Genomic DNA, 15,572 nt, shown 5'->3' on the forward strand with positions numbered 1-15,572 from the left:
TCATGCTTCGTTTACTGTTCTGGATCGCCGTGATTGCCGCCGCCGTATGGTTTTGGCGCAAGTACAAGGGCCAGGCTGCCGTGCCCAAGTCGCCTGCCGAACTGGAAGCGGCACCGATGGTCCGCTGCGCCCATTGCGGTGTGCACCTGCCACGGGATCGTGCACTGAGTCTTCAACAACAATGGTATTGCAGCCAGGCCCATCTGGAGCAAGGCCCCGGTTCCAGTGATCGCTGAGACGTCCAGTCAAGGCGGCAAACAGGCTCAGCGACTGCTGCGCCTTTATCACCTCTACCGTTTAAGCGTCGGCATCGTCCTGGTGCTGCTGATCTCCAGCAATCTGGACGACCAGTTGCTGACGTCAGCCAGCAACGAGCTGCTGCGCAGTGGCAGCTGGTTGTACCTGGTGCTGAACATTCTTTTGGTGGTCTTCTTCGAGAACACTCGCCAGCCGACGCAATTGTTCAGCCTGGCGCTTCTCGACGTCTTGCTGCTGTGCCTCCTGTTCTACGCAGGCGGCGGTGTGGCCAGCGCCATTGGCAACCTGCTGATCGTCTCCGTCGCCATCAGCAATACGCTCTTGCGAAGACGCATCGGCCTGTTGATTGCAGCCGTCGGTGCACTCGGCATCGTCGGTTCCAGCTTTCTGCTGAATTTCAGCCATCCTCCCAAACCCAATGATTACTTGCAGGTCGGAACCCTGGGCGCCCTATGCTTTGCCGCAGCTTTGCTGGTGCAAGGCCTGATCCGACGCCTGGAAGTCAGTGAAACCCTCGTGGAACAGAAGGCCAGCGAAGTCGTCGGCCTGGAAGCACTCAATGCGCTGATCCTGCAACGCATGCGCACCGGCATTCTGGTGCTCGACGAGCAGCGGCGCGTGCAATTGGCCAATCACAGCGCCCTGTCACTGCTCGGCTGCGACCGGCTTGAGGGCCGACTGATCGACGACCAGGTCCCCGCCCTCGTCGAACGCTATCAGCTCTGGCTCAGCAATCCGACGTTGCGCCCGCAAAGCCTGAAAATCGCCAATAGCGGCGTGGAGCTGCAACCGAGCTTCATTGCACTGGACTCAAGCCCGCAGCACCAGACCCTGGTTTTTCTTGAAGACCTCGCCCAGATCGCCCAGCAGGCCCAACAACTGAAACTCGCCGCGCTCGGACGCCTGACTGCCGGTATCGCCCATGAAATCCGTAATCCTTTGGGTGCCATCAGTCATGCCGCGCAGCTATTGCGCGAGTCCGAGGAACTGAACAGCGCGGATCAACGTCTGACGCAGATCATTCAAGATCACTCTCAGCGCATGAATCGGGTAATCGAAAACGTCCTGCAACTGTCCCGCCGCCAGCAAACCTTACCGCAACGGTTGGACCTGAAGCCGTGGCTGCAACAGTTCGTCAGCGAAATTCGCGAGGGCGCGACCGAGCGCCAGCAGATTCACCTGCACATCGCTGGCGGCGACTTCAAGACGTTGATGGACCCGAACCAGTTGAACCAGATTCTCGACAATCTCATTCGCAACGCCTGGCGCCACAGCGCCCAGCGCCACGATCTGGCACAGGTCTGGCTTGAGTTGTTCGTCGATCCCGACAGCCAACTGCCCATCCTCGAAATCCTCGACGACGGCCCCGGTGTGGCCCCTGACCATCAAGCGCAACTGTTCGAGCCTTTCTTCACCACCAGCCACCAAGGCACTGGCCTGGGGCTTTACCTGTCCCGTGAGCTGTGCGAAAGCAACCAGGCCCGCCTGGACTTTAAACCACGCCAAGGCGGCTGCTTTCGCATCACCTTTGCTCACGGACAGAAACAAGGTTGAAGATGAGCCCACGGCAAAAAGTCCTGATCGTCGACGACGAACCGGACATCCGCGAACTCCTGGAAATCACCCTGGGACGGATGAAACTCGATACCTGGAGTGCCCGCAACGCTGGCGAGGCACAGGCACTGCTCAAGCGCGAGACATTCAATCTGTGCCTGACCGACATGCGCCTGCCGGACGGTACAGGTCTTGAACTGCTACAGCACATCCAGCAACGCCACCCGCAAGTCCCGGTAGCCATGATCACTGCCTATGGCAATGTCGAGACAGCGATCAACGCTCTCAAGGCCGGGGCTTTTGACTTCCTGAGCAAACCGGTGGACCTCACTCGCCTGCGGGAACTGGTCAACAGCGCCCTGCTGCTGCCCACCCCGGGCATTGCCATCGACCGCCGCTTGCTGGGCGATTCATTGCCGATGCGCAACCTGCGCAAACAGATCGACAAACTGGCGCGCAGCCAGGCGCCGGTGTACATCAGCGGCGAGTCTGGCAGTGGCAAGGAGCTGGTCGCACGCCTGATCCATGATCGCGGACCGCGCGCCAACCAGCCCTTTGTTCCGGTCAATTGCGGCGCCATTCCGTCGGAGTTGATGGAAAGCGAATTTTTCGGTCATCGCAAAGGCAGCTTCAGCGGCGCCATCGAAGACAAACCCGGACTGTTCCAGGCGGCCCATGGCGGCACCCTGTTCCTCGACGAAGTGGCTGATCTGCCGCTGCCGATGCAGGTCAAACTGCTGCGGGCCATTCAGGAAAAAGCCGTACGCAGTGTGGGTGGGCAACAGGAAGTGGTGGTTGATGTGCGCATACTATGCGCCACCCATAAAGACCTCGCGGCCGAAGTCACCGCTGAGCGCTTCCGCCAGGATTTGTACTACCGGTTGAACGTGATCGAGCTGCGGGTTCCACCCTTGCGCGAACGCCGTGACGATATCGAGCCGCTGGCCAGCCATGTGCTCAAGCGCCTGGCCGCCGACACCGGTCAACCCGTGGCAACACTTCACCCGCAAGCTCTCGATGCGCTGAAAAGCTACCGCTTTCCGGGCAATGTGCGGGAACTGGAGAACATGCTCGAACGGGCACACACGCTGTGCGAAAACAAACAGATCGAAGCCGGCGACCTGCGCCTGGCCGAAGGGAACTGTGCCGCAGAAGGCGGTGTGCCGGATCTCACGCAGATCGACAATCTGGAGGCTTATCTGGAGAACGTCGAACGCCAGTTGATTCTCCAGGCCCTTGAAGAAACCCGCTGGAATCGTACGGCGGCGGCTCAGCGGTTGAATTTGTCGTTCAGGTCGATGCGGTACAGGCTGAAAAAATTAGGGTTGGATTGAGGGCCTCTTCGCGAGCAGGCTCGCTCCCACAGGTAAACCACAGCCTCTGTGGGAGCGAGCCTGCTCGCGAATGCGATCTGACAGTCGCCAAATCTTTCGATACTAGATCCGCCCAATCGGCGCATACGGTGCCGGATCAATGATCGGCGCCCTGCCCAACATCACATCGGCAAACAACTGACACGACGCCGGCGCCAACACCAGCCCGTTGCGGAAATGCCCGCAGTTGAGCCACAGCCCCTCAAATCCCGGCACCCGGCCAATGTAGGGAATGCCTTCCGGCGAGCCCGGCCTTAGACCAGCCCAATGCCCCACCACTTCGGCATCCGCCAGTGCCGGTATCAATTCCACCGCCGAGGCCTTGAGGCTTTCCAGCGCCGATTCGGTTGGCGTCTTGTCGTAGCCTTCATGCTCCAGCGTACTGCCAATCAGGATGTGCCCGTCGCGCCGGGGGATCGCATAACGCCCCTTGGCCAAGACCATGCTCGGCAGAAAATCCGCCGCGCACTTGTAGAGAATCATCTGCCCTTTCACCGGTTCGACCGGCAGCTCAAGGCCCAGGCTCTTGAGCAAATCACCGCTCCAGGCGCCAGCGGTCAGGACCACTTGATCACCGCGGATCACACCTGTGGAAGTCTGCACGCCGACAATTTTTCCGTCTTCACGAATAAACCCGCTGACTTCACTCTGCTCATGAATCGTCACGTTCGGCAGTGCCAGCAGCGCAGCCTTGAGGGATTTCACCAACCGTGGATTGCGCACATTGGCGACGTCGGCCATGTAGATCGCCCTGGAAAAACCACCACCCAAGACCGGCACCGCGTCGTGCGCCGCCGAGATATCCACAGCCCGCAGCGGACGACTCTCCCGCGCAGCCCAGGCCAGCGCCTCGGCTTCATCGTCCAGATCCAGCCAATACAAGCCGGTGGTGTGCACCTCGGGATCGACCCCGGTGGCCGCGAACAGGCGCTCGCCCAGTTGTGGATAAAAGTCCTGGGACCAGTGGGCCAACGCGGTGACCGCGGGGTTGTAACGCCACGGGTAGAGCGGCGATACGATGCCGCCACCGGCCCAGGAAGACTCCTGACCGACGTTCGAGCGGTCCAGCAGTACAACGCTCTGCACTTCGGACGCGAGATTGAATGCCGTCAGCAGACCGATTACCCCGCCGCCGACAATCACCACTTGCTGTTGCCTGGTCATATTCTGATCCAACCGATAAATAGACAGAGGGCACAAAAGACGCCCGAAAAGTAAAACTCAGCGACCCCAGCAATCCTTGGTGGTCAGGCCGGCCGTGGCATTGACCATACCGCGCTCGCCCGTATTGGTGATGGTGAAATCACCGCACTTGTCAGCGGCCATGCTGGTACCCGCCTTGCGCACCGCCGTCAGCAGGAAGGTCTGGTCGGTCAGTGTCGGCGTGATGGTGTAGTAGTCACTGCCCGCACTGAGGCCGGCGACACCGCTGTAGACGTTTTTCTGTGAATAGAAACGCTCAAGGATCTGCGCCTGCTCGGAAAGCAGGCCGGCCACTTCGGTACGACGCCCTTTGTTCTGATATTCCGTAAAGCTTGGCATGGCGATGGTCAGGACAATCCCGATGATCGCAATCACGATCATGATTTCGATCAGGGTAAAACCGCGGTTGGATCTGTGCATGCCTCAACTCTCGCTTACTGTATTTGTCGCCACATGATGCGACGGCTGCCGTCGCCGGATTTTTCCACCCCTTCGCTGATACCGCCACTGGAATCGCTCTCGGTGTTCGTCGCGTCCTTGTCGATATCGCTCAGGGTCGGATCGTCGCCGGTAAAAATCACTCCGCTGGACAGCACGTCAGGATTATCGATCACTCCGTCGCCATTGGAGTCGAGCATCTTAACGCTGAACGCCACGGGCAGCTTCAGGCAGATGGGTTTCAAACCCGAATCACTGCGATAGAAGCCGTACCAGTTGCCACGGGCCAAGCAACTGTCCCGGCCCAGGTTCGACGAGGCGATAGTCATCTCCGGATTCTGGCCTGGCCAGTCCGATGGCGTGTAGGCATAAACCGATACCGACAGGCACAACGCTAAAACAGCACCGACTGACAGCGTCGTTGATCGTTCAGTACTTCGCATAGATGCTCTCCACCACACTACGCGAGTTGCCCGCGATGCCGACGGCGGTGACCCGGTACAACGTCGCCGAGGTGTTGCTCGGCACATTCACCGCCATCTGGGTGGTGCCAATGTTTTGCACGCCATAAAAACCGGTTCCGGAAGCGATCCACGTGACCCCCGAGCTGGCAATGAACCCGGCGGCCTTGACCGTCGATGACTCGGCCGGGGGCTCGCATTGGCGCGTGTCATTGCACTCGGCCAACAGGTAGCTATCGAGTTGCACCGCGCTTTCGCCGACGCGCAACGCCGCTTCGGCAGCCTGGAATGACTGATTGCGCAAACTCACGCTGCCGGCCATTTTTTCCTGCAGGGTGGCGTTCTGCATCGAGGAAATGCCGATCAGCGTCAGCAGCAACAGAAATACCAGACTGACCAACAGCGCCATGCCGCGTTGGGAGCGAGGCGTTCTCGGAAAAACACTCATCGGCCCTCCCCTCACGGCAAGCGGTTGCGCAGTGCGGCAACCACGTTGAAGGTTTGATTGCCCACCCGGTTGTTCGGATCGGCGAGTGTCAGGCTCAGCCGCACGCTGCGGATGCGCGCCGGGTCCGAGGGATTGCTGCTGTAACTGGAGGCGGCCGTATCGGCGGCGGAACTGGCGAGGCCGAAGCTCACGTTGAAGGCACTGACGTTATCGACCAGCACGGATTGAGCTGGCGTATCTATACCGGTGCCCATCGTTAACTGACCGTTCTTGAAGCGGTAGATCAACCGCCGGATCGGAAATGCCTGTTGCCCCGAAGCCGGCGCGCGCAAGTCGGAATAGGCCGTCGCCGTAATTCGGCAATCGGAAACCACCGTCCAGGTCGGCGTTGCACCGTTACTGCCGACATCCGCCGTCACCAAGGTCAATTTTTGATTGGCGTTATCCCAACTGATTGGCGTTTTCTGACTGGCAGCGAAACGTCCCCCCAAGCTGGCGTCGGTGATCGTCCCCAGGCAGCCAAACATGCCGACCATGCGGATTTCCTGAATCATTTTGCTCAGTACAAAACGCGCATCTTCCTGCATGGCGGCAGCAGCGTTCTGGCTGACGTAGGTGTTTTTTGCAGCAATGAAAACCTGCACCACGCCCAGCACCACGATCAAGCTCAAGGCCAGGGCGATCAGTAGCTCGATCAGGCCGAACCCTCTTTGGAAACGGCTCATGGCGTCGCCACCGGTTCGACGGTTGCGCGACTGGTGAGCACGAAGCTGCGGCGGGTATTGGCGCTGTTGGCGGCCCGGGAGTCGTCCCAGGTGATGGTGATGGTGTACACGTGCTGATTGAGGGCGATGCTGCCGGTAGCCGTAGGGCCACCGAAATTGACGATATTGCGGGTGAAATCGTAGAGGTCCTGGTCCCGGGCGACGCTCAGGTTGCCCGAGGTCGGCGGCGTGACGGTGTAGTCGGTGGCTGCATTGGCGCGAATGCGGTCCATCATGTCATAGGCGATAAAACTGGCCTGGCTGGTCATGCGCGCACTGTCGGTGTACTTCAGCGCATTCAATTGAATCGCTGCTGCCCCCAAAAGCCCCACGCCAAGAATCAGCAACGCAACCAAGACTTCAATCAGCGTCATGCCTTCCTGTGCACGTTTACTCCAGTGCCTCATCCGCAACTTCCACCTAATAGAATTCGTCCGTTCAAACACACATTCAGCGTCCTGCTTTGCGTCCCCAGCACATAACTGATCACCACCGCCGTGGACGGTGACGACAAACCGCCCAGGTTATTGAAATCGATGGCGGTCACTCCTGAGGTTAGCGTCAGCGTCGCGCCGCTGCTCATTGCTGGAACAACACGCAATACATTGGCCGGTGTGCCAGTACCGTCATACACCGACAACTCGCCGTTCCAAAAACTGCCGCCCGCGGTAGGGCGCACTCGCGTGGTCACACCGTGGTTTATCGCCTCCAGTCGGGCGAAATTCAGGCCACGTCGCAGATCACCGATCTCGGTGTCGGCCCTGGAAATTTGCGTGGATCGGGTGAACGCCGGGACAGCCAAGGTGATCAGGACCAGAAAGATCGCAATGGCAACCAGCAACTCGATCAGCGTGAAACCTTTTGTACGATGCTCCATCGGTGCCCTCCGTTGCCGTCGGCTATACCTGCTTTTACACACTAGAACGTTCGACCGCCGCGGCGCGGTTGGATTGCCATCACTCGTGCACGGATCGCACGGGGCACAACACTCCAGGGAGGGATTTGCCATGCGTCAGCACGGTTTCAGCCTGATCGAACTGCTCATGGGACTGACGATTGTCGGGATTGTTCTGCATTTGGTCAGTCCGGCGTTTGCAGCCGTAACGGAGTCGAATTATCGGGAGGAGGCGGCGAGGTCGCTTTTCAGTGGCATACGCACGGCCAGAACCGAAGCCATCACACGCAATCAGACCATCGTCATCCACAGCATCAACAATGACTGGGCTCAAGGCTGGCGGATGATTCTGGATGTGAGCGGCAAGGGACATGAGGACAGCAGCAATCCGCTGCTTATGGAACGCCAAGGCAGTGCCCGTGTGCCTGTTGTGGGTAATCGACCGGTCAGGAGTTTTGTAAGGTTCAGTGGTCTGGGTGAGCCGCTATTGCCAAGCGGGGCTTTTCAAGCGGGGACATTGCACATTTGCTCAGCCCGCGAGCCGTTGAGCCAATACCAGGTGGTACTGGCCCGCACCGGTCTCGTCAGCCTGCGCAGCAAAAAGACTGAACAGGCGTTATGCGTGGGTGGAGAAGACTCAGAGCAGGGAGCGAACACGTAGTTCTTTAGGCATGGAGAACGTGATGTTCTCTTCCCGACCCGCCAGCTCGTCGGCGCCGGTGGCGCCCCAGGCCTGCAATTGCTGGATCACGCCACGCACCAGGACTTCCGGCGCGGAGGCGCCAGCGGTGATGCCGATACGCTCGACACCGTCGAACCAGCTCTTTTGCAGGTCTTCGGCACCGTCGATCAGATAGGCCGGAGTGGCCATGCGCTCGGCGAGTTCACGCAGGCGATTTGAGTTGGAGCTGTTCGGGCTGCCGACCACCAGCACCACATCGCATTCGTCAGCCAGTTGCTTGACTGCGTCCTGACGGTTTTGCGTGGCGTAGCAGATATCGTCCTTGCGCGGACCGCCAATGGCCGGGAAACGGGTACGCAGGGCGTCGATGACGCGGCTGGTATCGTCCATGGACAGGGTGGTCTGGGTCACGAACGCCAGTTTTTCGGGATTGTTCACTTGCAGTTCGGCGACGTCTTTCTCGTCTTCGACCAGGTAGATCGCCCCGCCGTTGCTGGCATCGTACTGGCCCATGGTGCCTTCGACTTCAGGGTGACCGGCGTGGCCGATGAGGATGCATTCACGACCGTCGCGGCTGTAGCGCGCAACTTCGATGTGCACCTTGGTCACCAGCGGGCATGTGGCATCGAACACTTTCAGGCCACGGCCAGCGGCTTCCGTGCGTACAGCCTGGGACACACCGTGGGCACTGAAGATCACGATCACGTCGTCCGGCACCTGATCCAGCTCTTCGACGAAGATCGCGCCACGATTGCGCAGGTCTTCGACGACGAATTTGTTGTGGACCACTTCATGGCGCACATAGATCGGCGGTCCGAAGACTTCCAGGGCGCGGTTGACGATTTCGATCGCCCGGTCCACACCGGCGCAGAAGCCACGGGGGTTGGCGAGTTTGATTTGCATGCTGTGCCTCGTGTCTTGCCCTGTAGGAGCGAGCTTGCTCGCGAAAAACTAAAGGACAACGCGTTAATCCAGAAAAAACGCGTATTCGTTAACGATCATCGCGAGCGAGCTCGCTCCTACAGAAAAGCAGTTAAAGCGCTTTGACGGAGATAATTTCCACGTCAAAGGTCAGCGTCTTGCCGGCCAACGGGTGGTTGAAGTCGATGGTCACTTGCGCATCATCGAATTCTTTCACCACGCCTGGCAATTCAGTATTGGCCGCATCGTTGAAGATCACCAGCAAACCCGGCGACAGGTCCATGTTCTGGAACTGCGAGCGCGGAATGATCTGCACGTTTTGCGGGTTGGGCTGGCCAAATGCGTTTTCCGGCTCGATGCTCAGCGTACGCTTGTCGCCTGCCTTGAAACCGAACAGTGCAGCCTCGAAACCTGGCAACAGGTTGCCATCACCAACCTTGAAAGTCGCCGGGGCCTTGTCGAAGGTGCTGTCCACCGTGTCGCCGTTCTCCAGGCGCAATGCGAAATGCAAGGTGACTTCCGTGTTCTGGCCGATGCGTTGCTCAGCCAATACCTGTTCAGTCATGAACGGCTTCTCCGGTCTTTTTACTTTTGAACATATCCAGTGCCAGCATGACTGCGCCTACAGTGATAGCACTGTCGGCAAAGTTGAACGCCGGGAAGTACCAGCGGTTCTGCCAGTGCACCAGGATGAAATCGATCACATGGCCCAGGGCAATGCGGTCATAAAGGTTACCCAGCGCGCCACCGAGCACCAGTGCCAGGGCGACTGCCAGCCAGGTTTCATTGCGGCCCAGGCGTTTGAGCCAGACCACCAGCACCGCACTGACCACGATCGCAATCAAGGCAAACAGCCAGCGCTGCCAGCCGGAGCTGTCGGCCAGGAAGCTGAACGCAGCACCGGTGTTGTAGGCCAGGGTCCAGCTGAAGTAATCGGGGATCACCACGATTTGCTGGTACATCGTAAGCTTGCCTTCGAAGTAGAACTTGCTGGCCTGGTCGATGACCAGGACCAGCAAACTCAACCAGAGCCAGCTCAGCCGTCCGAAACGGCCAACGGCGTTAGGCATAGTGGCGAACCTCGCCAGCACCGCTGATGTTGTCGACGCAACGACCGCAAATCTCCGGATGCTCCGGGTTCACGCCGACGTCTTCACGGCAGTGCCAGCAACGGGCGCACTTGGCGTGGCTCGACTTGACCACTTTGAGCTTCAGGCCGGCAACTTCGGTCACTACCGCGTCCTCAGGCGCTTTTACAAAAGGCGCAACGCTGGCGGTGGAGGTAATCAGGACGAAGCGCAGCTCGTTGCTCAACTTGGCCAGGTCGGCGCTCAGGGCGTCTTCGGCGAACAGCGTCACTTCGGCTTGCAGGTTGCCACCGACAGCCTTGGCTGCACGCTGGATTTCCATTTCCTTGTTGACCGCGACCTTGACCGCCATGATCCGGTCCCAGTACGCGCGATCCAGCTCGAAGCCTTCTGGCAACTCGGTCAGGCCTTCGTACCAGGTGTTGAGCATCACCGACTCGTTACGCTCGCCCGGCAGGTACTGCCACAACTCGTCGGCGGTGAACGCCAGGATCGGCGCGATCCAGCGAACCAGCGCTTCAGAGATATGGAACAGCGCGGTCTGGCACGAACGACGGGCCTTGCTGTCGGCGCCGGTGGTGTACTGGCGATCCTTGATGATATCCAGGTAGAAACCGCCCAGCTCCTGCACGCAGAAGTTGTGGATCTTGGAGTAGACGTTCCAGAAGCGGTATTCGCCGTAGTGCTCTTGCAGCTCGCGTTGCAGCAGCAGGGTACGGTCCACGGCCCAACGGTCCAGTGCCAGCATTTCTTCGGCCGGCAGGAGGTCGGTGGCCGGGTTGAACCCGGTCAGGTTCGAGAGCAGGAAGCGCGCGGTGTTACGGATACGCCGGTAGGCGTCCGCACTGCGTTGCAGGATCTGCTCGGAAACCGCCATTTCGCCCGAATAGTCGGTCGATGCCACCCACAGACGCATGATATCGGCGCCCAGGGTGTCGTTGACCTTTTGCGGTGCAATGACGTTGCCCAGCGACTTGGACATCTTGCGGCCGGACTCGTCGACGGTGAAACCGTGGGTCAGCAGCTCGCGGTATGGCGCGTGGTTGTCGATGGCGCAACCGGTCAACAGGGAGGAGTGGAACCAGCCGCGGTGCTGGTCCGAACCTTCCAGGTACAGGTCGGCCCGTGGACCGGTTTCGTGGCCCATCGGATGCGAACCGCGCAGCACGTGCCAGTGCGTGGTGCCCGAATCGAACCAGACGTCCAGCGTGTCACTGATCTTGTCGTACTGCGGCGCTTCATCGCCCAGCAGTTCGGCAGCGTCCAGCTTGAACCAGGCTTCGATGCCTTCCACTTCGACGCGCTTGGCGACTTCTTCCATCAGTTCGACAGTGCGTGGGTGCAGCTCGCCGCTTTCCTTGTTCAGGAAGAACGGGATCGGCACGCCCCAGTTGCGCTGACGGGAAATGCACCAGTCCGGACGGTTGGCGATCATCGAGTGCAGGCGCGCCTGGCCCCAGGCCGGGACGAACTTGGTGTCTTCAATGGCTTTGATCGAACGCTGGCGCAGGGTGTCGCCCGTGGTCGGCTGCTTGTCCATGCCGATGAACCACTGTGCGGTGGCGCGGTAGATCAGCGGCGTCTTGTGGCGCCAGCAGTGCATGTAGCTGTGTTCGATGATGGTGGTGTGCAGCAGCGCACCGACTTCGGTCAGCTTGTCGACGATGGCCGGGTTGGCCTTCCAGATGAACTGGCCGCCGAAGAACTCCAGCGATGGCACGTACACGCCATTGCTTTGTACCGGGTTGAGGATGTCGTCGTTGACCATGCCGTACTTCTTGCAGGTCACGAAGTCGTCCACGCCGTAGGCCGGCGAAGAGTGAACCACACCGGTGCCGGCGCCCAGCTCGACGTAGTCGGCCAGGTAAACCGGCGACAGACGATCATAGAACGGGTGACGGAAGTTGATCAGCTCCAGCGCTTTACCGGTAGTGGTCGCGATGACCGAGCCTTGCAGGCTGTAACGGGCCAGGCACGATTCGACCAGCTCTTCAGCCAGTACCAGCAGCTTGTCGCCGACATCAACCAGCGCGTAGTTGAATTCCGGGTGGACGTTCAACGCCTGGTTGGCCGGGATGGTCCACGGGGTGGTGGTCCAGATCACGATCGAGGCAGGCTTGGCCAGCGATGCCAGACCGAAGGCGGCAGCCAGCTTGGCTTCATCGGCAATCGGGAAAGCCACGTCGATGGTCGAGGACTTCTTGTTCTCGTACTCGACTTCCGCTTCAGCAAGGGCCGAACCGCAGTCAAAGCACCAGTTCACAGGCTTCAAGCCCTTGAACACGAAACCGCCCTTGACGATTTCAGCCAGGGCGCGGATTTCACCGGCCTCATTCTTGAAGTCCATGGTCTTGTACGGGTTGGCAAAGTCACCCAACACGCCCAGACGGATGAATTCGGATTTCTGGCCTTCGATCTGTTCGGTGGCGTACGCCCGGCACAGTTCGCGGGTCTTGTCCGCGCCCAGGTTCTTGCCGTGGGTCACTTCGACTTTGTGCTCGATCGGCAGGCCGTGGCAGTCCCAGCCCGGAACATAAGGCGCATCGTAGCCCGACAGGGTCTTCGAGCGGATGATCATGTCCTTGAGAATCTTGTTCAGCGCATGACCGATGTGAATCGTGCCGTTGGCGTACGGAGGACCGTCGTGAAGAACGAACTTCGGACGATCCTTGCCAATCTCGCGCAACTTTCCGTACAGGCCAATGCTGTCCCAGCGCTGCAGAATCTGCGGTTCGCGCTGAGGCAGGCCGGCCTTCATTGGGAAGGCGGTGTCCGGAAGGTTTAGCGTGGCTTTATAGTCGGTCATTTAAGGCTCTTCATTAGCGATGGGCGCTAGGTGCGGCTAGTGCACGGGCGGCGGCGACATCCGCGTTGATCGCCGTTTTCAGCGCCTCCAGAGAGGCGAAACGCTGCTCTTCACGCAGCTTGTGGTGGAAAACCACCGTTAAACGCCGGTCATACAGATCGCCGGCAAAATCTAAAAGATGCACTTCCAGGTGGGCCTTGCCATCACCTTGAACCGTGGGCCGCACGCCGATGTTGGCGACGCCGGGCCAGGTCTTGCCGTCGATCTCCACGTTGACCAGGTAAACCCCGGTGAACGGCACGCGACGGCGCTTGAGTTGTATATTGGCGGTGGGCGTACCCAGCTGCCGCGCGAGTTTCTGGCCGTGCAGCACGCGACCTGCGATACGGTACGGGCGACCGAGCAGACGTTCGGCCAGGACAAAGTCGGCAGCCGCCAGCGCATTACGCACCTGGGTACTGCTGACCCGGATGCCGTCGAGTTCGACGGTCTGCGCCGCTTCAACGGTAAAACCCTGTGTGACACCGGCCTGTTGCAGGAAATCGAAATCCCCTACCCGGTCACAGCCGAAACGGAAGTCGTCGCCGACTTCAAGGTGTTGCACGCCGAGGCCGTCCACTAGGATGGTATCGACGAACGCCTTGGCGCTGAGCTTGCTCAGACGCTGATTGAACGCCAGGCACAAGACCCGGTCGACGCCTTCGGCCGCCAGCAGCTGCAGTTTGTCCCGCAGGCGGGCCAAACGCGCAGGCGCCGTATCCGGCGCGAAGAACTCCCGTGGCTGCGGCTCGAAAATCACCACGCAGCTGGGCACGCCCAATTCGAGCGCACGCTCACGCAGCCGCGCCAGGATAGCCTGGTGGCCACGGTGTACACCGTCAAAGTTGCCAATAGTGGCGACGCAGCCCCGATGCTGGGGGCGCAGATTGTGGAGGCCTCGAACCAGCTGCATAACGCGCTTCTTGCTCATAAAGTGGTCGATTATAACCACACCCGGCGGCCGACGACAGGCAACACCGTATGCCAAAGTAATCGAGCCGACAAAAATGCCGGCCCGCCCACGTTTTTTCTAAATAGTTATCGAGGTTTTATCCTCAGCCCAGCGCCTTGCGATTGAAGTCGCGCAAACGGAAGCCCATCAACACTAACATGCCGAAATAAGCCACCACACCCGCGACCACCAACGCGCCCAGGCGCAGGAAGCGCTCAAGCATCTGCCCCTCGCCCCAGGCCGGCATGAAATGCATCCCGGCCAGCAACACGCCAGACATCACCGCCACCGCAACCACCAACTTGAAACCGAACTTAGCCCAACCCGGTTGCGGCTGGTACATCTGCTGCTTGCGCAACTGATAGAAAAGCAACCCGGCATTGAGGCAGGCGCCGGCACTGATGGCAAGCGCCAGGCCGGCATGGGCCAGGGGGCCGATCAGCACCAGGTTGAACAGCTGCGTGACGATCAGGGTAAAAATCGCGATTTTTACCGGAGTCCGGATGTTTTGTTGCGCATAAAAGCCGGGAGCCAGCACTTTGATCACAATAATCCCGAGTAAACCGACCGAGTAGGCAATCAGCGCCCGCTGGGTCATCGCCGCATCGAAAGCACTGAACTGACCGTACTGGAACAATGAAACCGTCAGTGGCTCGGCCAGAATCCCCAATGCCAGAGCGCAAGGCAGCACCAGCATGAAGCAAAGGCGCAGACCCCAATCGAGGATTCGAGAATACTCATGGCGATCCTTGCTGGCGTAAGTCTTGGCCAGCGTCGGCAGCAGAATCGTGCCCAACGCTACGCCCAGTACGCCGGAAGGCAGCTCCATCAAACGATCGGCGTAGTACATCCAGGATACGGAGCCGGCGACCAGGAACGAGGCGAAAATGGTATTGATGATCAGCGAAATCTGGCTGACCGATACCCCGAGAATCGCCGGCAGCATCTGCTTCATCACTCGCCAGACGCCACTGTCGCGCAGATTCAGGCGCGGCAGCACCAGCATGCCGATCTTTTTCAGGTGAGGCAGCTGATAGAGCAACTGCGCCAGGCCGCCCACCAGTACGGCCCAACCCAGCGCCATCACCGGCGGATCAAAATACGGCGTCAGGAACAGCGAAAAGATGATCATGCTGACGTTCAGCAGCGTCGGCACAAAGGCCGGCACCGAAAAACGGTTCCAGGTGTTGAGGATCGCGCCAGCCAGGGACGACAGGGAAATCAGCAATATGTAGGGGAAGGTCACCCGCAACAGGCTGGTGGTGAGTTCGAACTTTTCCGGCGTGTCGGTGAAACCCGGTGCCGTCACCCAGATGACCCACGGCGCGGCAAGCATGCCCAGCGCCGTAACCAGCGCCAGCACCAGCGTCAACAGGCCCGAGACATAGGCAATGAACGTACGCGTCGCCTCGTCCCCTTTCTGGCTTTTATATTCGGCAAGAATGGGCACGAACGCCTGGGAAAACGCCCCCTCGGCGAAGATGCGCCGCAACAGGTTGGGCAGTTTGAATGCGATAAAGAAGGCGTCGGTTGCCATTCCTGCGCCGAATGCGCGCGCAATGAGGGTGTCACGGACGAATCCGAGAACCCGGGAAAGCATCGTGATAGAGCTGACGGCGGCCAACGATTTGAGCAGATTCATTGAAAGAGTTTGTGCCTGTCGATAAACAGCAGGCGAACTACGCGCCTA

17 protein-coding genes are annotated in these 15,572 nt (G+C 59.7%); 4 read left to right on the forward strand and 13 right to left on the reverse strand.

Annotated features, from left to right (window positions below; all coding sequences use genetic code 11):
• Positions 1 to 2: 2 nt before the first annotated feature.
• From CKW21_RS25290 to CKW21_RS25300, 3 genes are read left to right on the forward strand one after another with little or no spacing between them, the layout of a single operon-like run.
• On the forward strand, positions 3 to 236 hold the full coding sequence (locus tag CKW21_RS25290; protein ID WP_095196603.1) for a PP0621 family protein: 234 nt from the start codon (positions 3 to 5) through the stop codon (positions 234 to 236).
• Entirely contained in the window at positions 226 to 1,812 is a 1,587-nt protein-coding gene (locus CKW21_RS25295) for a PAS domain-containing sensor histidine kinase (RefSeq protein WP_095196604.1), read from the forward strand. Before CKW21_RS25290 ends, CKW21_RS25295 begins: the two co-directional genes overlap by 11 nt.
• A 2-nt stretch (positions 1,813 to 1,814) precedes the next feature.
• On the forward strand, positions 1,815 to 3,146 hold the full coding sequence (locus tag CKW21_RS25300) for a sigma-54 dependent transcriptional regulator (RefSeq protein ID WP_095196605.1): 1,332 nt from the start codon (positions 1,815 to 1,817) through the stop codon (positions 3,144 to 3,146).
• Between the two features lie 102 nt (positions 3,147 to 3,248).
• On the opposite strand, the gene thiO is transcribed toward CKW21_RS25300, so the two are convergent.
• The 7 genes from thiO to CKW21_RS25335 are packed head-to-tail and all read right to left on the reverse strand — an operon-like array spanning position 3,249 to position 7,376.
• On the reverse strand, positions 3,249 to 4,349 hold the full coding sequence (gene thiO, locus CKW21_RS25305) for a glycine oxidase ThiO (protein ID WP_095196606.1): 1,101 nt from the start codon (positions 4,347 to 4,349) through the stop codon (positions 3,249 to 3,251).
• Positions 4,350 to 4,406: 57 nt separating this feature from the next.
• Positions 4,407 to 4,808: a type IV pilin protein gene (locus tag CKW21_RS25310; protein WP_095196607.1), complete on the reverse strand. Its 402-nt coding sequence runs from the start codon at positions 4,806 to 4,808 to the stop codon at positions 4,407 to 4,409.
• A gap of 14 nt (positions 4,809 to 4,822) precedes the next feature.
• Entirely contained in the window at positions 4,823 to 5,269 is a 447-nt protein-coding gene (locus CKW21_RS32385) for a hypothetical protein (RefSeq protein WP_095196608.1), read from the reverse strand.
• Positions 5,256 to 5,735 (reverse strand): PilX N-terminal domain-containing pilus assembly protein, encoded by a 480-nt coding sequence (locus CKW21_RS25320; protein WP_095196609.1) that lies wholly within the window; start codon positions 5,733 to 5,735, stop codon positions 5,256 to 5,258. Before CKW21_RS25320 ends, CKW21_RS32385 begins: the two co-directional genes overlap by 14 nt.
• 11 nt (positions 5,736 to 5,746) lie before the next feature.
• Complete coding sequence (locus CKW21_RS25325) at positions 5,747 to 6,460, reverse strand: PilW family protein (RefSeq protein ID WP_095196610.1); 714 nt, start codon at positions 6,458 to 6,460, stop codon at positions 5,747 to 5,749.
• Complete coding sequence (gene pilV / locus CKW21_RS25330; protein ID WP_095196611.1) at positions 6,457 to 6,906, reverse strand: type IV pilus modification protein PilV; 450 nt, start codon at positions 6,904 to 6,906, stop codon at positions 6,457 to 6,459. Before pilV ends, CKW21_RS25325 begins: the two co-directional genes overlap by 4 nt.
• Entirely contained in the window at positions 6,903 to 7,376 is a 474-nt protein-coding gene (locus tag CKW21_RS25335) for a GspH/FimT family pseudopilin (RefSeq protein WP_095196612.1), read from the reverse strand. The genes pilV and CKW21_RS25335 overlap by 4 nt, the downstream gene beginning before the upstream one ends.
• A gap of 130 nt (positions 7,377 to 7,506) precedes the next feature.
• Here CKW21_RS25335 and CKW21_RS25340 point away from each other — a divergent pair, with 130 nt between their 5' ends.
• Positions 7,507 to 8,055 (forward strand): GspH/FimT family pseudopilin, encoded by a 549-nt coding sequence (locus tag CKW21_RS25340; RefSeq protein WP_095196613.1) that lies wholly within the window; start codon positions 7,507 to 7,509, stop codon positions 8,053 to 8,055.
• Here the strand turns inward: CKW21_RS25340 and ispH are convergent.
• The 6 genes from ispH to murJ form a co-directional block, all read right to left on the reverse strand.
• Entirely contained in the window at positions 8,032 to 8,979 is a 948-nt protein-coding gene (gene ispH, locus CKW21_RS25345; RefSeq protein WP_095196614.1) for a 4-hydroxy-3-methylbut-2-enyl diphosphate reductase, read from the reverse strand. The two genes, CKW21_RS25340 and ispH, sit on opposite strands and share 24 nt — an antisense overlap.
• A gap of 130 nt (positions 8,980 to 9,109) precedes the next feature.
• Positions 9,110 to 9,547: an FKBP-type peptidyl-prolyl cis-trans isomerase gene (fkpB, locus tag CKW21_RS25350; RefSeq protein WP_170948729.1), complete on the reverse strand. Its 438-nt coding sequence runs from the start codon at positions 9,545 to 9,547 to the stop codon at positions 9,110 to 9,112.
• 7 nt (positions 9,548 to 9,554) lie between these two features.
• Positions 9,555 to 10,067: a signal peptidase II gene (gene lspA / locus CKW21_RS25355; RefSeq protein WP_095196616.1), complete on the reverse strand. Its 513-nt coding sequence runs from the start codon at positions 10,065 to 10,067 to the stop codon at positions 9,555 to 9,557.
• On the reverse strand, positions 10,060 to 12,891 hold the full coding sequence (ileS, locus tag CKW21_RS25360) for an isoleucine--tRNA ligase (RefSeq protein WP_095196617.1): 2,832 nt from the start codon (positions 12,889 to 12,891) through the stop codon (positions 10,060 to 10,062). Before ileS ends, lspA begins: the two co-directional genes overlap by 8 nt.
• Positions 12,892 to 12,904: 13 nt before the next feature.
• Positions 12,905 to 13,843, reverse strand: coding sequence for a bifunctional riboflavin kinase/FAD synthetase (ribF, locus tag CKW21_RS25365; RefSeq protein ID WP_170948725.1), 939 nt, complete (start codon positions 13,841 to 13,843; stop codon positions 12,905 to 12,907).
• 142 nt (positions 13,844 to 13,985) lie between these two features.
• Complete coding sequence (murJ, locus tag CKW21_RS25370; protein ID WP_095196619.1) at positions 13,986 to 15,524, reverse strand: murein biosynthesis integral membrane protein MurJ; 1,539 nt, start codon at positions 15,522 to 15,524, stop codon at positions 13,986 to 13,988.
• Positions 15,525 to 15,572: the final 48 nt, after the last annotated feature.

It is taken from the genome of Pseudomonas sp. Irchel 3A7 (assembly GCF_900187565.1).
GTDB lineage: Bacteria > Pseudomonadota > Gammaproteobacteria > Pseudomonadales > Pseudomonadaceae > Aquipseudomonas.

Coding starts and splice junctions, on each gene's coding strand:
- CKW21_RS25340 (WP_095196613.1), top strand. CDS start 7,507: ATGCGTCAGCACGGTTTCAGCCTGATCGAACTGCTCATGGGACTGACG.
- ileS (WP_095196617.1), bottom strand. CDS start 12,891: ATGACCGACTATAAAGCCACGCTAAACCTTCCGGACACCGCCTTCCCA.
- ispH (WP_095196614.1), bottom strand. CDS start 8,979: ATGCAAATCAAACTCGCCAACCCCCGTGGCTTCTGCGCCGGTGTGGAC.
- pilV (WP_095196611.1), bottom strand. CDS start 6,906: ATGAGGCACTGGAGTAAACGTGCACAGGAAGGCATGACGCTGATTGAA.
- CKW21_RS32385 (WP_095196608.1), bottom strand. CDS start 5,269: ATGCGAAGTACTGAACGATCAACGACGCTGTCAGTCGGTGCTGTTTTA.
- CKW21_RS25290 (WP_095196603.1), top strand. CDS start 3: ATGCTTCGTTTACTGTTCTGGATCGCCGTGATTGCCGCCGCCGTATGG.
- CKW21_RS25310 (WP_095196607.1), bottom strand. CDS start 4,808: ATGCACAGATCCAACCGCGGTTTTACCCTGATCGAAATCATGATCGTG.
- murJ (WP_095196619.1), bottom strand. CDS start 15,524: ATGAATCTGCTCAAATCGTTGGCCGCCGTCAGCTCTATCACGATGCTT.
- CKW21_RS25300 (WP_095196605.1), top strand. CDS start 1,815: ATGAGCCCACGGCAAAAAGTCCTGATCGTCGACGACGAACCGGACATC.
- lspA (WP_095196616.1), bottom strand. CDS start 10,067: ATGCCTAACGCCGTTGGCCGTTTCGGACGGCTGAGCTGGCTCTGGTTG.
- CKW21_RS25320 (WP_095196609.1), bottom strand. CDS start 5,735: ATGAGTGTTTTTCCGAGAACGCCTCGCTCCCAACGCGGCATGGCGCTG.
- CKW21_RS25335 (WP_095196612.1), bottom strand. CDS start 7,376: ATGGAGCATCGTACAAAAGGTTTCACGCTGATCGAGTTGCTGGTTGCC.
- CKW21_RS25325 (WP_095196610.1), bottom strand. CDS start 6,460: ATGAGCCGTTTCCAAAGAGGGTTCGGCCTGATCGAGCTACTGATCGCC.
- ribF (WP_170948725.1), bottom strand. CDS start 13,843: ATGCAGCTGGTTCGAGGCCTCCACAATCTGCGCCCCCAGCATCGGGGC.
- thiO (WP_095196606.1), bottom strand. CDS start 4,349: ATGACCAGGCAACAGCAAGTGGTGATTGTCGGCGGCGGGGTAATCGGT.